The organism is Amycolatopsis sp. NPDC005003, assembly GCF_053600695.1.
This window is the reverse complement of sequence record NZ_JBSGAI010000015.1, coordinates 14851-32079: the sequence shown is the minus strand read 5'-3', so window position 1 is coordinate 32079 and position 17229 is coordinate 14851. Positions and strand designations below refer to the sequence as shown.

Genomic DNA, 17229 nt, shown 5'->3' with positions numbered 1-17229 from the left:
CCAGGTCGGACCGGGCCACGCCAGGTCGGACCGGGCCACGCCGGGTCGGGTCGCGCCGCGCCAGTCCGGTCCGGGCCGCGCCAGGCCGCAGCGGTCCGCGCCGGGCCGGGTGCTGCGCGGGATGCGGAATCTTGTGCGCGGCGACGCTCGTGCGCGGCGGCGAAGGGCGGCCCTCGGCCCCCCGGTATCCAGTTTACCGGCGCCCACCGACAATTCCGGCGCGTTCCGGGGTTGTGGACTCGAGTTGTCCACAACCCCGGATCCGGCTCAGCGCTTGCCGTGGAGGATTGTCACCAGCTTTGCCACCAGAGCGTCCGTTGAATCCTTGCGGCTGAACGATGTCAACGTCAGCGGCGCCGTGAAGCGCTGGCGGGCGATCGCCTTCGTGCGGGCGAACTCGCGCAGGCCCTCCGGGCCGTGAATCCGGCCGAAGCCCGAGTCGCCCACGCCACCGAACGGCAGCGACGCGATGCCCGCGAACGACAGCGGTGCGTTGATCGCCGTCATGCCCGTGCGCAGCTTCTCCGCCAGCTCCACTCCTCGCGACTTCGAAAACACCGTCGACCCCAGGCCGTACTTCGTGTTGTTCGCGCGCTCCACCGCTTCGTCCATGTCGCGGACCTTTGCGATCGTCACCGTCGGGCCGAACGTCTCTTCCTTCACGGCCTCGGAGTCCTCGGGGACGTCCACCAGCACCGTCGGCTGCGCGTAGCGGTCGCCCACCGCGTCCTCGCCGCCGAGTACCGCCTTGCCTCCGCGGGACAGGGCGTCGCGGATGTGGCGCTTGATCACGCCCAGCTGGGACGGCATCGTCACCGGGCCGTACTGGGCCGCCTCGTCCGAACCCGCCCGCACGTCCTTCGACTTCTCCACCACCTTGGCCACGAACTCGTCGTGGACCTTTTCGTGCACGTACACCCGCTCGACGCCGATGCACGTCTGGCCCGAGTTCGAGAACGCGCCCCACACCGTCGCGTCCGCCGCCGCGTCCAGGTCCGCGTCCGCGTCGACCAGGACCGGGTCCTTGCCGCCCGCCTCGATGACCACCGGCGTCAGCGTCTCGGCCGCCGCGGCCATGATGCGCTTGCCCGTTGCCGTCGAGCCGGTGAAGGCGATCTTGTCGACACCCGCCCCCACCAGCGCCGCGCCTGTCTCGCCGAAGCCCGTGATCAGCTGCAGCACCGGCTGCTCCGGCACGATCTCGGCGAACGCGTCGACCAGCCACTTGCCGACGCCCGGCGTGTACTCGCTCGGCTTGAACACCACCGCGTTGCCCGCTGCGAGCGCGTACGCGATCGAGCCCAGCGGGGTGAACACCGGGTAGTTCCACGGGCCGATCACGCCGACCACGCCCAGCGGCTGGTACTCGACCGTCGCCGCCTGGTTCGACATCAGCAGGCCGGCCGAGCGCTTCTGCTTCCCGAGCACCTTCTTCGCGTGCTTGCCCGCCCACGCTATGTGCTCGATGGCCAGCACGCTCTCCAGCTGCGCGTCGGCGATCGGCTTGCCGGTCTCGTCGCGGACCACCTGGCACAGCTGCGGCAGCCGCCGGGTCAGCACGCCCTTCCAGCCCCTGAGCCGCTCGGCGCGCCCGGCGAACCCGAGCCCGGCCCACCACTGCGCCGCGACGCGCGCCCGTTCGACGGCCGCCTTGACGTCCTCCGCGGTGTGGATCGGGTAGGTTCCGACCACCTCGTCGGTCGCCGGGCTGAGCGAGTCGAAGGTCTCGCCGACCGTCGTCGGCTTCGGCTGGACGGCAGTCATCGGCGTCTCCCGTGGGTCGAGGGTCAGCCCAGGTTACGATGTTACTGACACCGTGCCAATAGCTCGTGCGGGCTTCCGCACCAGCATTCCACCGGCGATCGCCGCGGCAAAGACACCGAACAACGGGGTCACCCACAGCGGCAGGACGCCCACCGCCAGCGACCCGAGGCCGAAGCCGCCCGCCTGCACCGTGAAACTCAGCGAGAACCCCGCCGACCTGCGGTTCTTCGGCAACAGGCGCTGCAGGTTGACCGAGGTGGCGGCCACCAGCGGACCCGTGCAGCCGCCGATCACGGCCACCGACGCGAGCAACCCCGGCCAGCCGAGATCGGCCGCGAGGGTGAGCCCGCCGACGACGAACCCGGCGAGGAACAGCCGCGGGTCGCCGGTCTTGCCACGCCACGCGTAGAGCGCGCTGCCCGCGATGCTCGCGCCGCTCAGCACGGCGATCACCACCGGCGCGGCCGTTTCGGGCGCACCGAGCCGCTGGACCAGCGGGAGCGGCGCCACCTCGATCGTCGACAGCAGCAGCCCGACGGTGAACGCGCAGCACAGCCACGGCAGGTAGGTGGTCAGGCGCGCCGCCGGGACGTCCTCCTCGGCTTCCACCCGATCGCGGGAACCCGCGCGGCGCGGGACGAGCAGCGCCGCCGCCAGGCACGCGGCGGCCATCGCGGCGAGCGGGACGAACGTGCCGGCGAGGTCGAGCAGCGCGACCAGCGCGGGGCCGCCGATGAGCACGCCCTCGAGGAGCATCGCGTCGACGGAGAGCGCGCGCGGCAGCAGCGCGTCGTCGACCGTGTCGGCCAGCAGCGTCCGGAAGCCGCCCGACAACGCCCCGCCCGAGATGCCGGGCAGCAGCACGAGCGCGAGGAGGACCGGGGCGGGTGCGTCGGCGGCCAGCGCCAGCACGACGTACCCGGCCGCGGTCAGGAGCAACAGCACGGGCAGGCCCCGCGAAGGGCCGACGCGGTCGAGCAGCCGCCCGACCGGCACCGCGCACACCATCTCGGCGGCGACGTAGACCGACATCAGCACCCCGCCCAGCCGGTACGAACCGGTCGTGGCGGTGGTCAGCAGGGTGAACGCGAGCGGGGCCATGGTCGCCGGGAGCCGGGCGAACTGGACGCCCGCCGACCAGCGCCAGTACGCGCGATGGGTGAACAACGACATGCCGTCACGCTCTCCTGGCGCGCGTCCGCGGCATACTGATTCGGATGAGAGCGAATCAGTCGTGATCGAGCTGGCCCTGACCGCAGTCGGGAGTCAACGCGTCCGCTTCGCGATCTCGCCGCTGGAGGAGGTGCTGGGCGCGGTCCAGACGCGGCTCGGCATCCGGCGGCACCCCGCGCCCCTGCCGTGGCTCGCCGACGTGCCCGACGTGCCCGAGCTGACGGCGGTGCTGAGCGCGCGGCACTACATCACCGAGTTCCTGAGCCCGCCGCCCGACGGTCCCGAAACCACCGCCGAGGCGCAACTGGCGGTGGTTCGCGCGACGCCCCCGGAGCAGGTGGCGCTGGAGCTGGGCATGGTCGACGCGGACCTGTCCGGCTTGCCCGCCGACCCGGCAGCCGCGCGCGACCTGCTCGCCGGCCAGCTGGCGGCGGTGTGGGAGGCGGTGCTGGCGCCGCAGTGGCCGCGGCTGCGCGAACTGCTCGCGGCGGACATCGCGCACCGGACGCGGCAGCTGGGCTCGGGCGGGCTCGCGGCGATGCTGGCGGAGCTCCACCCGCGCGTCCGGTTGTCGGGGACGTCGGTGCTGGTCGACGTCCGGGCCCGGGAACGGCTGGCGATCGACTCACGCGGGTTGCTGTTGATCCCGGCGGTGTTCGCGTGGCCGAACGTCGGGGTGGTGACGGTGCCGCCGTGGCAGGTCTCGCTGCTGTACCCGGCCCGGGGCGTGGCTTCGCTGTGGGCTTCGGCCGCCGCGCCGCCGGAACCGCTGGCCGAGGTGCTCGGCCGCACGCGGGCGCTGCTGCTGACGACCCTCGACCGCCCGGCGGCGACGACCGAACTGGCCCGGCGGCACGGACTGGCCGCAGCGACGGTTTCGGCGCACCTGACGGCGTTGCGCGGAGCGGGCTTGCTGGCCGCGGAGCGACGTGGGCACCGCGTGCTGTACCGGCGCACGGAACTCGGCGACGCGTTGCTGACCGGGAAACTGTGAACGGGGCTAGGCTGGAAACGACCACCCGTGAAGGAGAACCATCGATGCGTATCGTCCATTTCGGACACGCCTGCCTGTTGCTGGAGACCGGCTCCGAGCGGATCCTGATCGATCCCGGCACCTTCTCCACCGGCTTCGAGGGTGAGCGGGAGCTGTCCGCCGTCCTGGTCACGCACCAGCACTTCGACCACCTCGACGTCGAACGGCTGCCCGGGGTCCTCGAAGCCAACCCCGGCGCGAAGCTGATCGTCGATCCCGGGTCCGCCCCCGAAGTCCGGAAGCTCGGCCTGGAGTTCGACATCGCCAACGTCGGGGACGCCTTTGCCATCGGGGACACCTCGATCAAGGCCGTCGGCGGGGAGCACGCCGTCATCCACGCCGACATCCCCGTGATCCCGAACATCGGGTACGTCTTCGACGACGGCGCTTTCTTCCACCCCGGCGACTCGTTCTTCGTGCCGGAGCAGAAGATCGACGTGCTCGGGCTGCCCACCGGTGCGCCGTGGCTGAAGGCCGGGGAGGCCGTCGACTACCTGCGGGCCGTGGCGCCGCGGGTGGCCGTGCCCATTCACGAGGCGGTGCTCGCCAACCCCGCCATGCACTACGGCCTGTTCGGGCACCTCGCTCCCGAAGGCACCGAGGTCAAGGTGCTGGAACGGGCCGAGCCGGCGAAGTTCTAGCCACCCACGCCTCGACGCCGTCGAGGAAGCGGTCCACACCGAAACCGAGTTCCGCCGGCAGCCCTTCCTGTTCGTACGCAGGGCCGCCGGCGGCTTCGGCTTCATGCACCGCTGTCAGGGCCGGGTATTCCGCCGGATCCAGCACGGCCGCCAGGGCCCGGCCCAGCCCGTCGTCACTGCTGGAGCCCGCCAGCTGCAGGCTGATCTGGGCGGTGCCGCGGACGACCGCCGTCAGGTGCAGCGCGGCCGCCCGCGCCTCGGCGCCCGCCAGGCCGGCCGCGAGCAGCGGCCGCAGCAGGCGGTCGAGCCAGGCGAGCTGGTTGGGACCGACCGGCGTGTGGTCGAGCGGGACACGCAGGATCCACGGCCGGACCTGGAAGCCCGCCCACAACGCGGCCACCCACTGCCGGACCGCCGTCCGGAAGCCGCCGTCGAGCTCCGGGGGCCGGCCGGCCCCGACATCGGCCGCCACCTCGAGCAGCAGGTCCTTGCTCGGGATGTGCTTGTAGAGCGCCATCGTCGAGTAGCCGAGCTCGGTGGCGATCCGCTGCATCGACAGCGCCTCCAAGCCGTCCACGTCCGCGATCCGGACAGCGGCCTCCGCGATCTTCGCGACGCTGAGCTGCGCCCGGGGCCCGCGCCGCCCCCTCGAGCGCCCCGCCCACAGCAGTTCGAGACTGCGCTCCACCTTGTCGTCCGGCATCCGCCCATCCTAAAACTGTGTATGCCATACACTCAGGTGTATGACATACACAATTTCGTGGTGGCGCCGCCCCTGGATCGTTCCCCTGCTGCTGGTGGCGGCGGCCTTCCTGGCCTTCTCGGTCCCGCCCTACCTGACCTTCGACCCGGCGCAGTCGCGTCTGAGACCGCCGGACCACAACGCCGTCTACTACCCCGCGCTGGTCGCGCACGTCCTGTTCGGCACGGTCGCGATGGTGACCGCCTGCTTCCAGATCTGGCCCGCGTTCCGCGCCCGCTACCGGCGGGGCCACCGGATCACCGGCCGGATCTACGTCTTCGGCGGCGCGCTGCCCGCCGGCCTGCTCGGGCTGTACATCGGCTGGCACACCGCGGCCGGTCCGTCGGTACGGGTGGCCAACCTCGTCGGCTCGGCGCTGTGGATCGCGGTCACCGTCGCCGGCCTGTGGTTCGCCCGGCGACGCCGCTACGGCGAACACCGCCGGTGGATGGCACGCAGCTTCGCGCTCAGCATGTCGATCGTGCTGAGCCGGGTGGTCAACGTCGTCGCCACGATCGTGCTGACACCGCAGGTGGACACCACGTTCCGCGGCAGCGAGGACCTGATGCGCTACAGCGCCGCCAGCATCGGCGTCTGGCTCAGCCCGCTGATTCTGCTCCTGCTCACGGACTGGCTGCTCGAACGCCGCAAACCCGCGAAACGTCAGGCCGCGACCGCGCGCAGCGAGCCGTAGGTCGCGCCGGACGCGCGGTTCTCCAGGGCCACATCGACGGCGTCGAGCAGGGCCTGGCGGAGACCGGGGCGGGTCAGGTCCGCGGCTTCCACCCCCAGCCGGACCAGGCCGCCCCGGCGGGCCGCGCGCGCCGCCGCCAGCACCAGCGCGAAGCAGCGCACCGTTTCCGTGCGGTGCGACTGGCTCGTGAACTCGCTCACCCGCGCGCGGCGCACCTCGCCGGTGACGAGGTCGCGCACCGCGCCGAGGTCCGCGCACAGCCGGAAACCGTGCTCGGCCAGCGCCTGCAGCGTGCCCGGGGACGCGATCCAGCGCGGCGGCGCGAAGCCGTCGACCGACAACCCGGCGTTGTCCAGCGCGGCCTTCGCGGCGATCAGCCGCAGGCGAGCTTCGTGCGCCGGCAGGGTCGCGAACTCCGCCTTCTTGCCCAGGTACACCGTGCGGTGCGTGGGTGTGACGGTGTGGTCGTAGCCGTGGAGCAGCACGGAATCACCGCCCCGGGCGCGGGTGCGCACCCACTCCGTCACCGGGCCTTCGCCGGTGCGGGCGGCGTACAGCACCGAAAGCGGCACCTTGCGGCGGTCGAGCTCGGCCGCGAGGTCGGCGCACCGGTGCAGCGTGCGCGGGGTGATTCCCGACAGCGAAACCAGCAAGCGAGCGTCCACGACCACCATTGGGACGCACGCGCCTGAAACTCCCGTGAACTGCGCAGAACGGGCGGACGACCGTTGCCGGAAGGGTCAGACACCCTCACGCAGGCGCTTGACGGCCACCGCGATCCGGCCGCGCAGGTCGGGATCGGCGACCTGGCCGTCGGCGACGTCGGCCCGCGACACCGGGATCCGCGCGCACGCCTCGTCGACGATCTTCGCGCCCGCGTACGTCAGGACCTTGCGCAGCGAGTCGTGCGCGTCCCGGCCGCCGGTGGGGGCCGCGATCGAGGACGCGTTGATCCACGCCACCGGTTTGCCGTACATCTCGCCGCCGCCGACCGTCCAGTCGAGGAGGTTCTTGAGCGAGCCCGGCAGCCCGCCCGCGTACTCCGGCGTGCAGAACAGGACCGCGTCGGCTTCCTTCAGCGCGGCGCGCAGCGAGGCGACCTCGGGATGCAGCGGGTCGCGGTCGTCATCGGGGTTGAAGTGCGGCAGATCGGCAAGGCCGGTGTACGTCTTGCTCGCGGTGAGGGTCGCGGCGGTCCCCAGCACCGCCGCATTGCCCGAGCCGGCTCGCAGGCTGCCGCAGATCAGCAGGATCACGAGGCCAGTCTGCCAGCGAAAGCCCGGTGATGCGCTGGTACGCCTCGACGTACCGGTCGCGCGTGGCCGTCACCACTTCGGGTGGCAACGGGGGCAGCGGGGACACGCAGTCCCAGCCGGAAGCCGGGTCGATCAGCCAGTCGCGCACGTGCTGCTTGTCGAACGACGGCTGCGGGACGCCGGGCTGGTGGCCATCGGCGAGCCAGTAGCGCGCCGAATCCGGCGTCAGCAGCTCGTCCGCGAGCACGAGCCCGCCGTCGGCGCCGATGCCGAATTCGAACTTCGTGTCGGCCAGCAGCAGGCCCTGCTCCGCCGCCCGCGCGGCGCCCCGGCGGTACAGCTCCAGCGACGCCTCCCGGACCTCCTCGGCGAGCCCGCGGCCGAGCACCGACACGCACGTGTCGAAGTCGATGTTCTCGTCCTTCTCCCCGCGCCGCGCCTTCGTGGACGGGGTGAAGATCGGTTCGGGCAGCCGCGCCGACTCGGCGAGGCCGGGCGGCAGCGCCAGCCCGCACACCTGCCCGGACCTGCGGTAATCGGCATACCCGCGGCCGGTGAGGTAGCCGCGGACGACCGCCTCCACGGGCAGCATCTCGAGCCGCTCGACCAGCAGCGCGCGGCCGCGGACGGACTCGGGGATGAGCGGCCCGTCGCAGGTCACGAGGTGGTTCGGGAGGACGTCGGCGAGCTCGCGGAACCAGAACACGCTCATCGCCGTGAGCACGCGGCCCTTGCCGGGGACCGAGGTCGGGAAGACCTGTTCGAAGGCGGAGATGCGGTCGGAGGCGACGACCAGCAGGTGGTCGCCGCCCACGGCGTAGAGGTCGCGGACCTTGCCCGTGGCGAGCCGTTCGAGGGTGGGGAGGGGTGTCACGCACCGAACGATAACGGGCACCCTCTGCCACCATGGATGATGCTCGCATGGCGTACGACTGGATCTCGGTGACCACCGACTACGGCCTGCGCGACGGCTTCGTGGCGGCCTGCCACGGCGTGATCGCGCGGCTGGCGCCCGCCGTGCGGGTGATCGACGTGACCCACGAAGTGCCGCCCCAGGACATCCGGCACGGGGCGATGGCGCTCGCCCAGACCGTCCCCTACCTGCCGGAATCGGTGCACGTCGGGGTGATCGACCCCGGCGTCGGCACCGATCGGCTCGGCGTGGTCGTCGTCGCCGAGGACGGGTTGCTGGTCGGGCCGGACAACGGCCTGCTGCTGCCGGCCGCGCAGGCGCTGGGCGGGGTCCGGGCGGCGTACGAGCTCGCGGAGCCGTCGCTGCGGCTGCCGGCGACGTCGGCGACGTTCCACGGCCGGGACGTCTTCGCGCCGGCGGCGGCGCACCTCGCGCTGGGCGTCGCGCCGTCGGACTTCGGCGACCCGGTGGCGGACCTGGTCGCGATGCCGGAGCCGTTCGTGGCCGCGTTCCCCGGCAAGCTCGTGTCGGAGGTGCTGACGGTCGACCACTTCGGCAACGTCCAGCTGGCCGCCACCCCGGCGGACCTCGAGCTTTCGGGCCTTTCGGGCGCGGTTTCCGTGCACAGCGAGCGCGTCGCGGTGACGACGGTGCTCGGGCGGACCTTCGCCGACGTGCCCGCCGGCGCTCCGGTGCTCTACACCGACTCGGCGGGGCGGCTCGCGGTCGCCGTCAACGGCGGCTCCGCGGCGGCTGTGCTCGGGCTCGGGCCGGCCCAGGAGTGCACGATCACCTCGTCGCCGACGGCGACCTGACCCGGCCGCAGCACCGCGGCCTGCACCCCGAAGACGACCCCGCCGTCCGGGCCGCGCCGGTAGGTCGCGAGGGTGCGGATCGGCTCGGGGCCGGCCCTCGCGCCGGTTTCCTGGTCGATCATCGTGACCATGCAGCGGACGCACTGCTGGGCGTAGCCGAACTTCGCGGTGCCCGCGGACAGTTCGCGGGCTTCGTCTTCGCGGTGCGGTTCGGCCCAGCCGCCGATGACGATGTTGGGGCGGAAGCGGTCGATCGGGACGGGTTCGCCCTGCCCGGCGGCGATCCGTTCGTTGAGGTTGTCCAAAGAGGACTCCGAGGCGATGAGCAGCGCGTGCCCGTCGGCGAACGCGGCCGTGCCCGGGGTGTGGCCGCCGGTGACGCGGTCGTGCCCCGGCGCGACCCGGATCAGCTCCGCGGGCCGGCCGAGCAGGTCCGAGAACCACTCGTCGGCCTCTTCGCCCTGGCGGACGCCGTCGCCCTGCCAGCCGTACGTCGAGGTCGGGCGCCGCGGACCGTCGAGCCGGATGTCGAAGACGAGGTCGGCCCGGCCGGGGGCGGACAGCGCGAGCCGGTCACCGAGCACCCGAGGCCGGACGGCCGCCAGCACCGGGTGCGGCCGCTGGGTGAGCACCCCGCCATCCGGCGCGACGAGCTGGAAGACCCGGTCGTGCGCGAGCCCGGCGGGCGTCACCTCGGCGGACGGCACGTCGGTGCCGGCGCAGGCCTTTACCGGGTAGTACGTCAGCCGAGCGATTCTCGCCATCTTCGCAGGTTACCCGGGCCGCGGCCGCCGAAGCGCCTTCTTTACGGGCAGCCGTGGAAGTTTCACAGCACCTGCGAGAGGAACCGCTGCAAGCGGGGGCTCTGCGGCTCGTCGAAGATGTCCGCCGGCGGGCCCTGCTCGACGATCCGGCCCGCGTCCATGAACGCCACCTCGTCGGCGACACTCCGCGCGAACCCCATCTCGTGGGTCACCACGATCAGGGTCAGCCCGCGCGAGGCCAGCCCCGCCATCAGGTTCAGCACGCCCTTGACCAGCTCCGGGTCCAGCGCGCTGGTCGCCTCGTCGAAGAGCATCACCTCGGGGTCCATCGCCAGTGCCCGGGCGATCGCCACCCGCTGCTGCTGGCCGCCGGACAGCGCGCTCGGCCGGTACGGCGCCTTGTCCGCCAGGCCGACCTCCGCCAGGCGAGCCCGGGCGATCGCCGACGCTTCCTCCTTGCCGAGCTTCTTCACGCTGCGCAGCGGCAGCACGATGTTGTCCAGCACGCTCCGGTGACCGAAGAGGTTGAAGTGCTGGAACACCATGCCGACGCGCTGGCGCAACGCGTCCGGGTCGGACCTGATCACCGACTCGCCGTCGAGCAGCAGGTCGCCGGAATCGGGCTCCTGCAAGCGGTTCACGCAGCGCAGGAGCGTCGACTTGCCGGAGCCGGACGGGCCGATGATGCACGTCGTCTTGCCGCTCTCCACGCGGAGATCGACCCCGCGCAGGACTTCGAGCGTGCCGAAGCTGACGTGGATGTCCTTCAGTTCCACACTGGACGAGCGCACCGCCGTCGTCACGAGGGGACCTTTCCGCTGGCGACCAGGTCCAGCTCGTCGCCGTCGCCCGGCTCGTCGACGCGCACCTTGCGGCCGGTCCGGAGCTTCTTGTCGATGTAGTTGACCAGGTGCGTCAGCGGCACGGTGATCACCAGGAAGAACACGCCGGCGGCGACCAGCGGGGACAGGTTGCCCGTGTTCGCCGCGAGGTCCTGGCCGATCCGGAACAGCTCGCGCTGCCCGGACAGCAGCCCGAGCACGTAGACCAGGCTGGAGTCCTTGACCAGCGCGATGAACTGGTTCACCAGCGCCGGCAGCACCCGCCGGACACCCTGCGGGATGATCACCAGCAGCATCGACTTGGTGTAGCTCATCCCGAGCGCGCGGCTGGCCTCCAGCTGCCCTTTGTCGACGCTCTGGATGCCGGCCCGGAAGATCTCGCCGATGTAGGCCGCGGCGATCAGCGACAGCGCCAGGATGCCCATCGGGTACGGGTTCGTGCCGACGACGTCCCGCGCGAGCGTGCCGAGCCCCTGACCGATCAGCAGGATCGTCAGGATGGCCGGCAGCCCGCGGAAGATGTCGGTGTACACCCGCGCGGGCCAGCGCAGCCACCACTTGGTGGACAGGCCCATCACGGCCAGGACCATGCCGACCACGGTGCCGATCACGGCCGAGGACACGGACAGGATCAGCGTGTTCAGCAGGCCCGTCTTCAGCAGGTCGGGCAAGACTTGGGAGATGTAGTCCCAGTCCAGGAACGTGTTGACAAAATCGTCCATTGTGGACTACTGCCCCGGCTTGAACTCGGCGGGCACCGGCGCGGTGGGCTCGAACTGGTCGTGCACCTTGACCCAGGTGCCGTCCGCGATGACCTTCTTCAGACCGTCGTTGATCTTGTTGATCAGCTCGGTGTTGCCCTTCTTGAACGCGAAGCCGTGCGGGATGGTCGTGGTGATCGCCTTGGTCACCTTGAGCTTCGCGTCCGGGTTGTTCTTCGCGTAGTCCTCGGCGGTGGCCTGGTCGAACACCGCGCCGTCGATCGCGCCGGTCTTGAGCGCGTTGAGGGCCGCGGCGTCGTTGGGGAACCGGACGGCCTGCGCGGTCGGCGCGTTCGTGCCGAGCCAGGTGTCCGAGACCGTGCCCTGTACGACGCCGACCCGCTTGCCGGCCAGGGAGTTCTCGTCGGTGATGCCCGCGGTTTCCTTGGCCTCGATGCCGAGCGCCTGGTAGTTGTACGGCGCCGAGAAGTCGACGGTCTTCTTGCGGGCGTCGGTCTGGGAAATCGCCGAGCTGCCGATGTCGAACGTGCCGTTCGCGACCTGGCCGAGCAGCGCCGAGAACTCCGTCGCGGCAAACTCCAGCTTCAGGCCTTCCTTGGCCGCGATGGCCTTCAGCAGCTCGTTGTCGAAGCCGGTGTAGTTGCCGTTCTCCTGGTAGGCGTTCGGCTTCGAATCGCTCAGCGTGCCGACGCGCAAGGTCTTCTCGCCGCCGCTGTCCGAGCCGCCGCACGCCGTGAGCGCGGCCAGCAGGGTCGCGGCGACAGCCGTGACCAGTGTCTTCCTCATGCTTCTCCTAACCCTGGAACCCGGCCGGCACCGGAGCGGTCGGCAGGAACTGCTGGTGCAGCTTAAGCCAGGTCCCGTCGGAGATCACCTGCTTGAGCCCGGCGTCGATCTTTCCGAGCAGCTCGGCGTTGCCCTTCTTCACCGCGAAACCGTGCGGCACGTCCGTGACGAAGCTCTTCACGACGACCAGCTTGGCGTCCGGGTTGTCGGTGACGTTCTTCTCGGCAATGGACTGGTCCAGGATGTACGCGTCGACCGCGCCGCTCTTCAACGCCGTCAGCGCGGCGGCGTAGTCGGGGAAGCGCACAGCCTGCGCGTCCGGCACCGTGGTGCCCAGCCAGTGGTCGCCGACGGTCGCCTGGATGACGGCGACCCGCTTGCCGGCCAGGCTCTTCTCGTCGGTGACCGGCGTGCCCTGCTTGGCCTGGATGCTCATCGTCTCGAAGTCGTAAGCCGCGGAGAAGTCCACCGTCTTCTTGCGCTCGTCGGTCTGCGCGATCGCCGAGCTGGCGATGTCGTAGCGGCCCGACGCGACCTGCCCGAGCAGCGCGGAGAAGTCCGTCGCGGCGAACTCCAGCTTCAGGTTCTGCTTGGCCGCGACGGCCTTGAGCAGCTCGTTGTCGAAGCCGGTGTAGTTGCCGTCCTTGAGGTAGATGTTCGGCGGCGCGTCGCTCAGGGTGCCGACGCGCAGCGTCGGGGAAGCGCTGTCCGAGCCGCCGCAGGCGGTCAGCGTGAGCGCGGCGGCCAGTACGGTGACGATCAGCTTCTTCATGTCACGCACCCAGGTTCTTCACGGGCAGTCCGGGACCGCCCTGCTCGAGTTCCTTCGACAGCGGGGTGTTCTTGTAGAACTGGCCGTAGATCCGGGCCACCGTGCCGTCCGCGACCGCCTTCGCGAGGCCGTCGTTGAGCTTGTTCAGCAGGTCGGTGTTCTTCTTGGCCACCGCGAACGCCGAGGGCGTGTCCTTGTCCTCGACGGTGTACCCGAGTTCCAGCGGGACACCCGGGTTCTGGTCGAGGTACTTCTGCCCGATGTCCTGCGGGACGACCCAGCCGTCGAGGGTTCCGTTCTTCAGCTGCGCGAAGCCCGCGTTGTAGTCCGGGAAGCGGACGACCTGCGCCCCGGCGACCTTGCCCGCGAACTCGTCCTGCACCGAACCCTGGACCACGCCGAGCCGCTTGCCACCCAGCGCGGCGACGTCCTTGAGGTTCGCGCCCTTCGCCGTGACGACGGTGGTGAATCCGGTGTTGTAGCCGTTGGAGAAGGCGACCGTCTTCTTGCGCGCCTCGGTGCTCGAGATCGTCGAGCTGCCGATGTCGAACTTGCCGCCCGCGACCCCGGCGAGCAGGCTGGAGAACTCGGTGCCGACGAACTCGACCTCGAAGCCTTCACGCTTGGCGATGTCGCGCAGCAGCTCGTTGTCGTAGCCGGTGAACCGGCCGTTCTCCAGGTAGATCGACGGCGGGGCGTCGCTCAGCGTCCCGACCCGCAGGGTGGTCGCCCCCGCGTCGGAGCCACCGCAGGCGGCCAAGGTCAGCGTCAGCGCGCCCGCGGTGACGGCCGCGGCGATTTTCGACAGCGTGGATCTCATCGCTTCTTCCAGAGGTCGGCGCCCACGAGGGCGCGAGGAAAGCACGTCAGGTCACTGGGTAAACGTCCTGACGCTCCGGTTTCGTGCGATCGAGATTAGGGATTTCGCCCGTTCGTGTGGATTCGTTCCAGTCCGTGGACTGGTGCGTCAGCTCACAGGATCGGCTGCGGCACGTACCCCGCGGCCTCGGGGAAGCGCTCGAGGACGTGGGCGACGCGCTCGGCCACCTGCGTGACCTGACGCCCGGCCGTCCCGGTGAACGAGATCCGGTCGGCGAGGAGTTTGTCCAGCTCGCCGCGGTCGAGCGGGATGCGCTCGTCGGCCGCGAACCGGTCGAGGAGATCGTTCTCCGCGCGGCCTTCCCGCATCTCGAGCGCGACGGCGACCGCGTGCTCCTTGATCGCTTCGTGGGCCGTCTCACGCCCGACCCCGGCGCGGACCGACGCCATGAGCACCTTCGTGGTGGTGAGGAACGGCAGATAGCGATCGAGCTCACGCTCGATCACCGCCGGGAAGGCGCCGAACTCGGAAAGCACCGTGAGGAACGTCTCCAGCAGGCCGTCGAGGGCGAAGAAGGCGTCCGGCAGCGCGACCCGGCGGACGACCGAGTCGGAGACGTCGCCCTCGTTCCACTGGTCGCCGGCCAGCTCGCCGATCATCGAAAGGTAGCCGCGCAGCACGACGGCGAGGCCGTTCACGCGCTCGCACGAGCGGGTGTTCATCTTGTGCGGCATGGCGGACGAGCCGACCTGGCCGGGCTTGAAGCCCTCGGTGACCAGCTCGTGGCCGGCCATCAGCCGGATGGTCTTGGCCAGGCTGGACGGCGCCGCGGCCAGCTGGACCACAGTGGACAGCACGTCGAAGTCGAGCGAGCGCGGGTACACCTGGCCGACGCTGACGAACCGCCGGTTGAAGCCGAGGTGCTGCATCACGCGGTCTTCGAGCTGGTCCAAAGTGGACTCATCGCCGAGCAGGTCGAGCATGTCCTGCGCGGTGCCGACCGGGCCCTTGATGCCGCGCAGCGGGTAGCGCTCGATGAGGTTGTCGAGCCGCTCGAAGGCGACCAGCAGCTCGTCGGCCGCCGTGGCGAACCGCTTGCCGAGGGTGGTGGCCTGCGCGGCGACGTTGTGCGAGCGTCCGGCCATCACGGTGTCGGCGTGCTCGACGGCGAGGGCGGCCAGGCGCGCCAGCACGGCGGCGACCCGGGTGCGCACGAGCTCGAGGGAGCGGAGCAGCTGCAGCTGCTCGACGTTCTCGGTGAGGTCGCGCGAGGTCATGCCCTTGTGGATGTGTTCCTGCTTGGCGAGGTCGCTGAACTCCTCGATCCGCGCCTTCACGTCGTGGCGGGTGACGCGCTCGCGAGCCGCGATCGACTCGAGGTCGACGTTGTCCAGCACGCGCTCGTAGGCCTCGACGACGCCGTCCGGCACCTCGACGCCGAGGTCCTGCTGCGCCTTGAGGACGGCGAGCCACAGCTGCCGTTCCAGGACGACCTTCTGCTCCGGCGACCAGAGCGAGACCAGCTCCGCCGAGGCGTAGCGGGCGGCGAGCACGTTCGGAATGCGGGGCTTGTCCGTCACGCCTTCACCCTACCTGCGCAGGTCAGCGCGGTGACGGCCCGGGGTTTCACCACTCGGCGAAGCTCCCGTCGTCGTGCCGCCACACCGGTGAACGCCAGGTGTGCCCGACCTCGTCCGCCCGGCGCACGGCGGCTTCGTCGACCTCGATGCCGAGGCCGGGCCCGAGCGGGCGGGCCGCGTAGCCGTCCTGGAAGGCGAAGACCGACGGGTCCGCGAGGTAGGTGTGCTCGCGGCCCTCGTGGTAGTGCATGCCCACGCTTTGTTCCTGGATCAGGAAGTTCGGTGTCGCGAAGGCCACCTGCAGCGACGCGGCCAGTGAAATCGGCCCGAGCGGGCAGTGCGGCGCCAGCGAAGCGCCGTAGACCTCGGCCAGCGCACCGATCCGCCGCAGCTCCGAAATGCCACCGGCGTGCGACGGGTCGGGCTGGACGACCGCGACACCGGCGTCGAGCACCGGTTTGAACTCCCAGCGCGAGTAGAGCCGCTCGCCGAGCGCGATCGGCACGGTGGACGCCTCGACGACCGAGCGCAGCGCGTCACCCTGGATCTCCGGCAGCACCGGCTCCTCGACGAACATCGGCTGGACGTCCTCCAGCAGCCGCACCAGCCGGCGCGCCATCGCGGGCGAGACGCGGCCGTGGAAGTCGATCGCCAGGTCGCGGTGCGGGCCGAGCGCCTCCCGCGCTTCCCACGCGCGTGCCACCGCGGCGTCGGCCTCGGCCGGGGACGCGATCGGCGTCAACGGCCCGGCGACGTTCATCTTCACCGCGGTGAACCCGGCCTCGACCTGAGCGGCCACCGCTTCCCGGATGCCGGCCGGGCGGTCGCCGCCGACCCAGCTGTAGACCCGGACGCGGTCGCGGACCGGCCCGCCGAGCAGCTCGTGCACCGGCGCGTTGCGGGCCTTGCCGGCGATGTCCCACAGCGCCTGGTCGAACCCGGCGAGCGCGCTGGAGAGCACCGGGCCGCCGCGGTAGAAACCGCCGCGCCGCAACACCTGCCAGTGGTCCTCGATGCGCAGCGGGTCCTGGCCGACGAGCAGCTCCGAAAGCTCGTGCACGGCCGCGCGCACCGTCTCGGCGCGGCCCTCGACCACGGGTTCACCCCAGCCGCTGATCCCTTCGTCCGTGCTGACCTTGAGGAACAGCCAGCGCGGCGCCACCAGGAACGTCTCGATCGCGGTGATCTTCACCCGGGTGCCCCGTTTCTACGCGGAATCCTTGGCGGCGGACCAGCCGCCGTCGACGGTCAGCTCGGCGCCGGTGACGAACGACGCCGCGGCCGAGAGCAGGAACGCGATCACGTCGGCGACCTCCTCCGGCCGGCCCAGCCGCCCGGCCGGCGTCGCCCGCGCGCTGCGTTCGCGGTCCTCGGGCGAGATGTCCTTCCACGCCTCGGTGAGCACCGGCCCCGGCAGCACGGAGTTGACCCGCACCTCCGGCGCGTACTCGACGGCCAGCTGCCGGGCGAGCGCGACGAGCGCGCCCTTGCTCGCGGCGTACGCCGGGTGGCCCGGCAGGCCGAAGTGCGCGTGCACCGACGAAACCAGCACGATCGCGCCACGCCGTTCCCGCAACGACGGCAGGCAGGATTTGACGGCGAGGTAGGCGCCGGTCAGGTTCACGTCGAGCTGGCGCTGCCACTCGGCCCGGCCGAGCCCGTGCAGCGGCCCGGTGCTCGGCACGTAGGCGTTGCTGACCAAGGCGTCCACCTCGCCGATCGCCGCCCAGGTCGCTTCGTCGCTCACCGAGCCTCGGACCGGCGTGACGCCGTCGGGCAGCTCGGCGATGTCCACGCCCAGCACCCGGTAGCCGTCTTTCAGCAGCTTCCGCGCGGTTGCCGCCCCGATGCCGGACGCCGCTCCGGTCACCACCGCTGTGGGCATCGCCTCTCCCGTCTCCGGCACACTCGA

The 17229-nt window shown here is 71.3% G+C and carries 19 protein-coding genes; 4 read left to right on the top strand and 15 right to left on the bottom strand.

Translation table 11 applies throughout. From position 1 onward, the window contains the following. Positions 1–267: 267 nt before the first annotated feature. On the bottom strand, positions 268–1764 hold the full coding sequence (locus ACWED2_RS19025) for an aldehyde dehydrogenase family protein (RefSeq protein WP_449691803.1): 1497 nt from the start codon (positions 1762–1764) through the stop codon (positions 268–270). 33 nt (positions 1765–1797) lie between these two features. Beyond that, on the bottom strand, positions 1798–2937 hold the full coding sequence (locus ACWED2_RS19020; RefSeq protein ID WP_449691802.1) for an MFS transporter: 1140 nt from the start codon (positions 2935–2937) through the stop codon (positions 1798–1800). A gap of 61 nt (positions 2938–2998) precedes the next feature. Here ACWED2_RS19020 and ACWED2_RS19015 point away from each other — a divergent pair, with 61 nt between their 5' ends. Both ACWED2_RS19015 and ACWED2_RS19010 read left to right on the top strand, forming a co-directional pair. Then, positions 2999–3931 carry a DUF5937 family protein gene (locus ACWED2_RS19015; protein WP_449691801.1) on the top strand — a complete coding sequence of 311 codons (933 nt, stop codon included), beginning with the start codon at positions 2999–3001 and terminating at the stop codon, positions 3929–3931. A gap of 44 nt (positions 3932–3975) precedes the next feature. Then, the gene (locus ACWED2_RS19010; RefSeq protein WP_449691800.1) at positions 3976–4611 is read left to right on the top strand and encodes an MBL fold metallo-hydrolase; all 636 of its coding nucleotides are present in this window, start codon (positions 3976–3978) and stop codon (positions 4609–4611) included. Here ACWED2_RS19010 and ACWED2_RS19005 read toward each other — a convergent pair. After that, the gene (locus ACWED2_RS19005) at positions 4574–5314 is read right to left on the bottom strand and encodes a TetR/AcrR family transcriptional regulator (RefSeq protein WP_449691799.1); all 741 of its coding nucleotides are present in this window, start codon (positions 5312–5314) and stop codon (positions 4574–4576) included. The genes ACWED2_RS19010 and ACWED2_RS19005 overlap by 38 nt on opposite strands. A 40-nt stretch (positions 5315–5354) precedes the next feature. On the opposite strand from ACWED2_RS19005, the gene ACWED2_RS19000 reads away from it, so the two are divergent. Then, positions 5355–6047 carry a DUF2306 domain-containing protein gene (locus tag ACWED2_RS19000; RefSeq protein ID WP_449691798.1) on the top strand — a complete coding sequence of 231 codons (693 nt, stop codon included), beginning with the start codon at positions 5355–5357 and terminating at the stop codon, positions 6045–6047. Here the strand turns inward: ACWED2_RS19000 and ACWED2_RS18995 are convergent. The 3 genes from ACWED2_RS18995 to ACWED2_RS18985 all read right to left on the bottom strand — a co-directional run bounded on the left by ACWED2_RS18995 (position 6017) and on the right by ACWED2_RS18985 (position 8177). Further along, positions 6017–6721 (bottom strand): DUF2334 domain-containing protein, encoded by a 705-nt coding sequence (locus tag ACWED2_RS18995; protein ID WP_449691797.1) that lies wholly within the window; start codon positions 6719–6721, stop codon positions 6017–6019. The genes ACWED2_RS19000 and ACWED2_RS18995 overlap by 31 nt on opposite strands. Before the next feature lie 66 nt (positions 6722–6787). After that, a complete protein-coding gene (locus ACWED2_RS18990) occupies positions 6788–7252 on the bottom strand; it encodes an NADPH-dependent FMN reductase (protein WP_449691796.1) in 465 nt (154 codons plus the stop codon). After that, positions 7173–8177 carry a phosphoribosylaminoimidazolesuccinocarboxamide synthase gene (locus ACWED2_RS18985; RefSeq protein WP_449691795.1) on the bottom strand — a complete coding sequence of 335 codons (1005 nt, stop codon included), beginning with the start codon at positions 8175–8177 and terminating at the stop codon, positions 7173–7175. Before ACWED2_RS18985 ends, ACWED2_RS18990 begins: the two co-directional genes overlap by 80 nt. Before the next feature lie 47 nt (positions 8178–8224). Here ACWED2_RS18985 and ACWED2_RS18980 point away from each other — a divergent pair, with 47 nt between their 5' ends. Then, positions 8225–9031 (top strand): SAM hydrolase/SAM-dependent halogenase family protein, encoded by an 807-nt coding sequence (locus ACWED2_RS18980; protein ID WP_449691951.1) that lies wholly within the window; start codon positions 8225–8227, stop codon positions 9029–9031. Here ACWED2_RS18980 and ACWED2_RS18975 read toward each other — a convergent pair. The 9 genes from ACWED2_RS18975 to ACWED2_RS18935 form a co-directional block, all read right to left on the bottom strand. Beyond that, entirely contained in the window at positions 8914–9795 is an 882-nt protein-coding gene (locus ACWED2_RS18975; protein ID WP_449691794.1) for an MOSC domain-containing protein, read from the bottom strand. The two genes, ACWED2_RS18980 and ACWED2_RS18975, sit on opposite strands and share 118 nt — an antisense overlap. A 62-nt stretch (positions 9796–9857) precedes the next feature. Next, positions 9858–10598, bottom strand: coding sequence for an amino acid ABC transporter ATP-binding protein (locus tag ACWED2_RS18970; protein ID WP_449691793.1), 741 nt, complete (start codon positions 10596–10598; stop codon positions 9858–9860). Next, positions 10595–11359, bottom strand: a complete 765-nt coding sequence (locus ACWED2_RS18965) for an amino acid ABC transporter permease (RefSeq protein ID WP_449691792.1) — start codon at positions 11357–11359, stop codon at positions 10595–10597. Before ACWED2_RS18965 ends, ACWED2_RS18970 begins: the two co-directional genes overlap by 4 nt. A 6-nt stretch (positions 11360–11365) precedes the next feature. After that, positions 11366–12145 carry an ABC transporter substrate-binding protein gene (locus tag ACWED2_RS18960; RefSeq protein WP_449691791.1) on the bottom strand — a complete coding sequence of 260 codons (780 nt, stop codon included), beginning with the start codon at positions 12143–12145 and terminating at the stop codon, positions 11366–11368. A gap of 7 nt (positions 12146–12152) precedes the next feature. After that, complete coding sequence (locus tag ACWED2_RS18955) at positions 12153–12917, bottom strand: transporter substrate-binding domain-containing protein (RefSeq protein WP_449691790.1); 765 nt, start codon at positions 12915–12917, stop codon at positions 12153–12155. 1 nt (position 12918) lies between these two features. Further along, positions 12919–13737: an ABC transporter substrate-binding protein gene (locus tag ACWED2_RS18950; RefSeq protein ID WP_449691789.1), complete on the bottom strand. Its 819-nt coding sequence runs from the start codon at positions 13735–13737 to the stop codon at positions 12919–12921. 152 nt (positions 13738–13889) lie between these two features. Continuing rightward, positions 13890–15317: an adenylosuccinate lyase gene (purB, locus tag ACWED2_RS18945; RefSeq protein ID WP_449691788.1), complete on the bottom strand. Its 1428-nt coding sequence runs from the start codon at positions 15315–15317 to the stop codon at positions 13890–13892. Between the two features lie 46 nt (positions 15318–15363). Then, positions 15364–16509 (bottom strand): galactonate dehydratase, encoded by a 1146-nt coding sequence (gene dgoD / locus ACWED2_RS18940; protein ID WP_449691787.1) that lies wholly within the window; start codon positions 16507–16509, stop codon positions 15364–15366. A gap of 15 nt (positions 16510–16524) precedes the next feature. After that, positions 16525–17202 (bottom strand): SDR family NAD(P)-dependent oxidoreductase, encoded by a 678-nt coding sequence (locus ACWED2_RS18935; RefSeq protein WP_449691786.1) that lies wholly within the window; start codon positions 17200–17202, stop codon positions 16525–16527. Positions 17203–17229 lie beyond the last annotated feature (27 nt).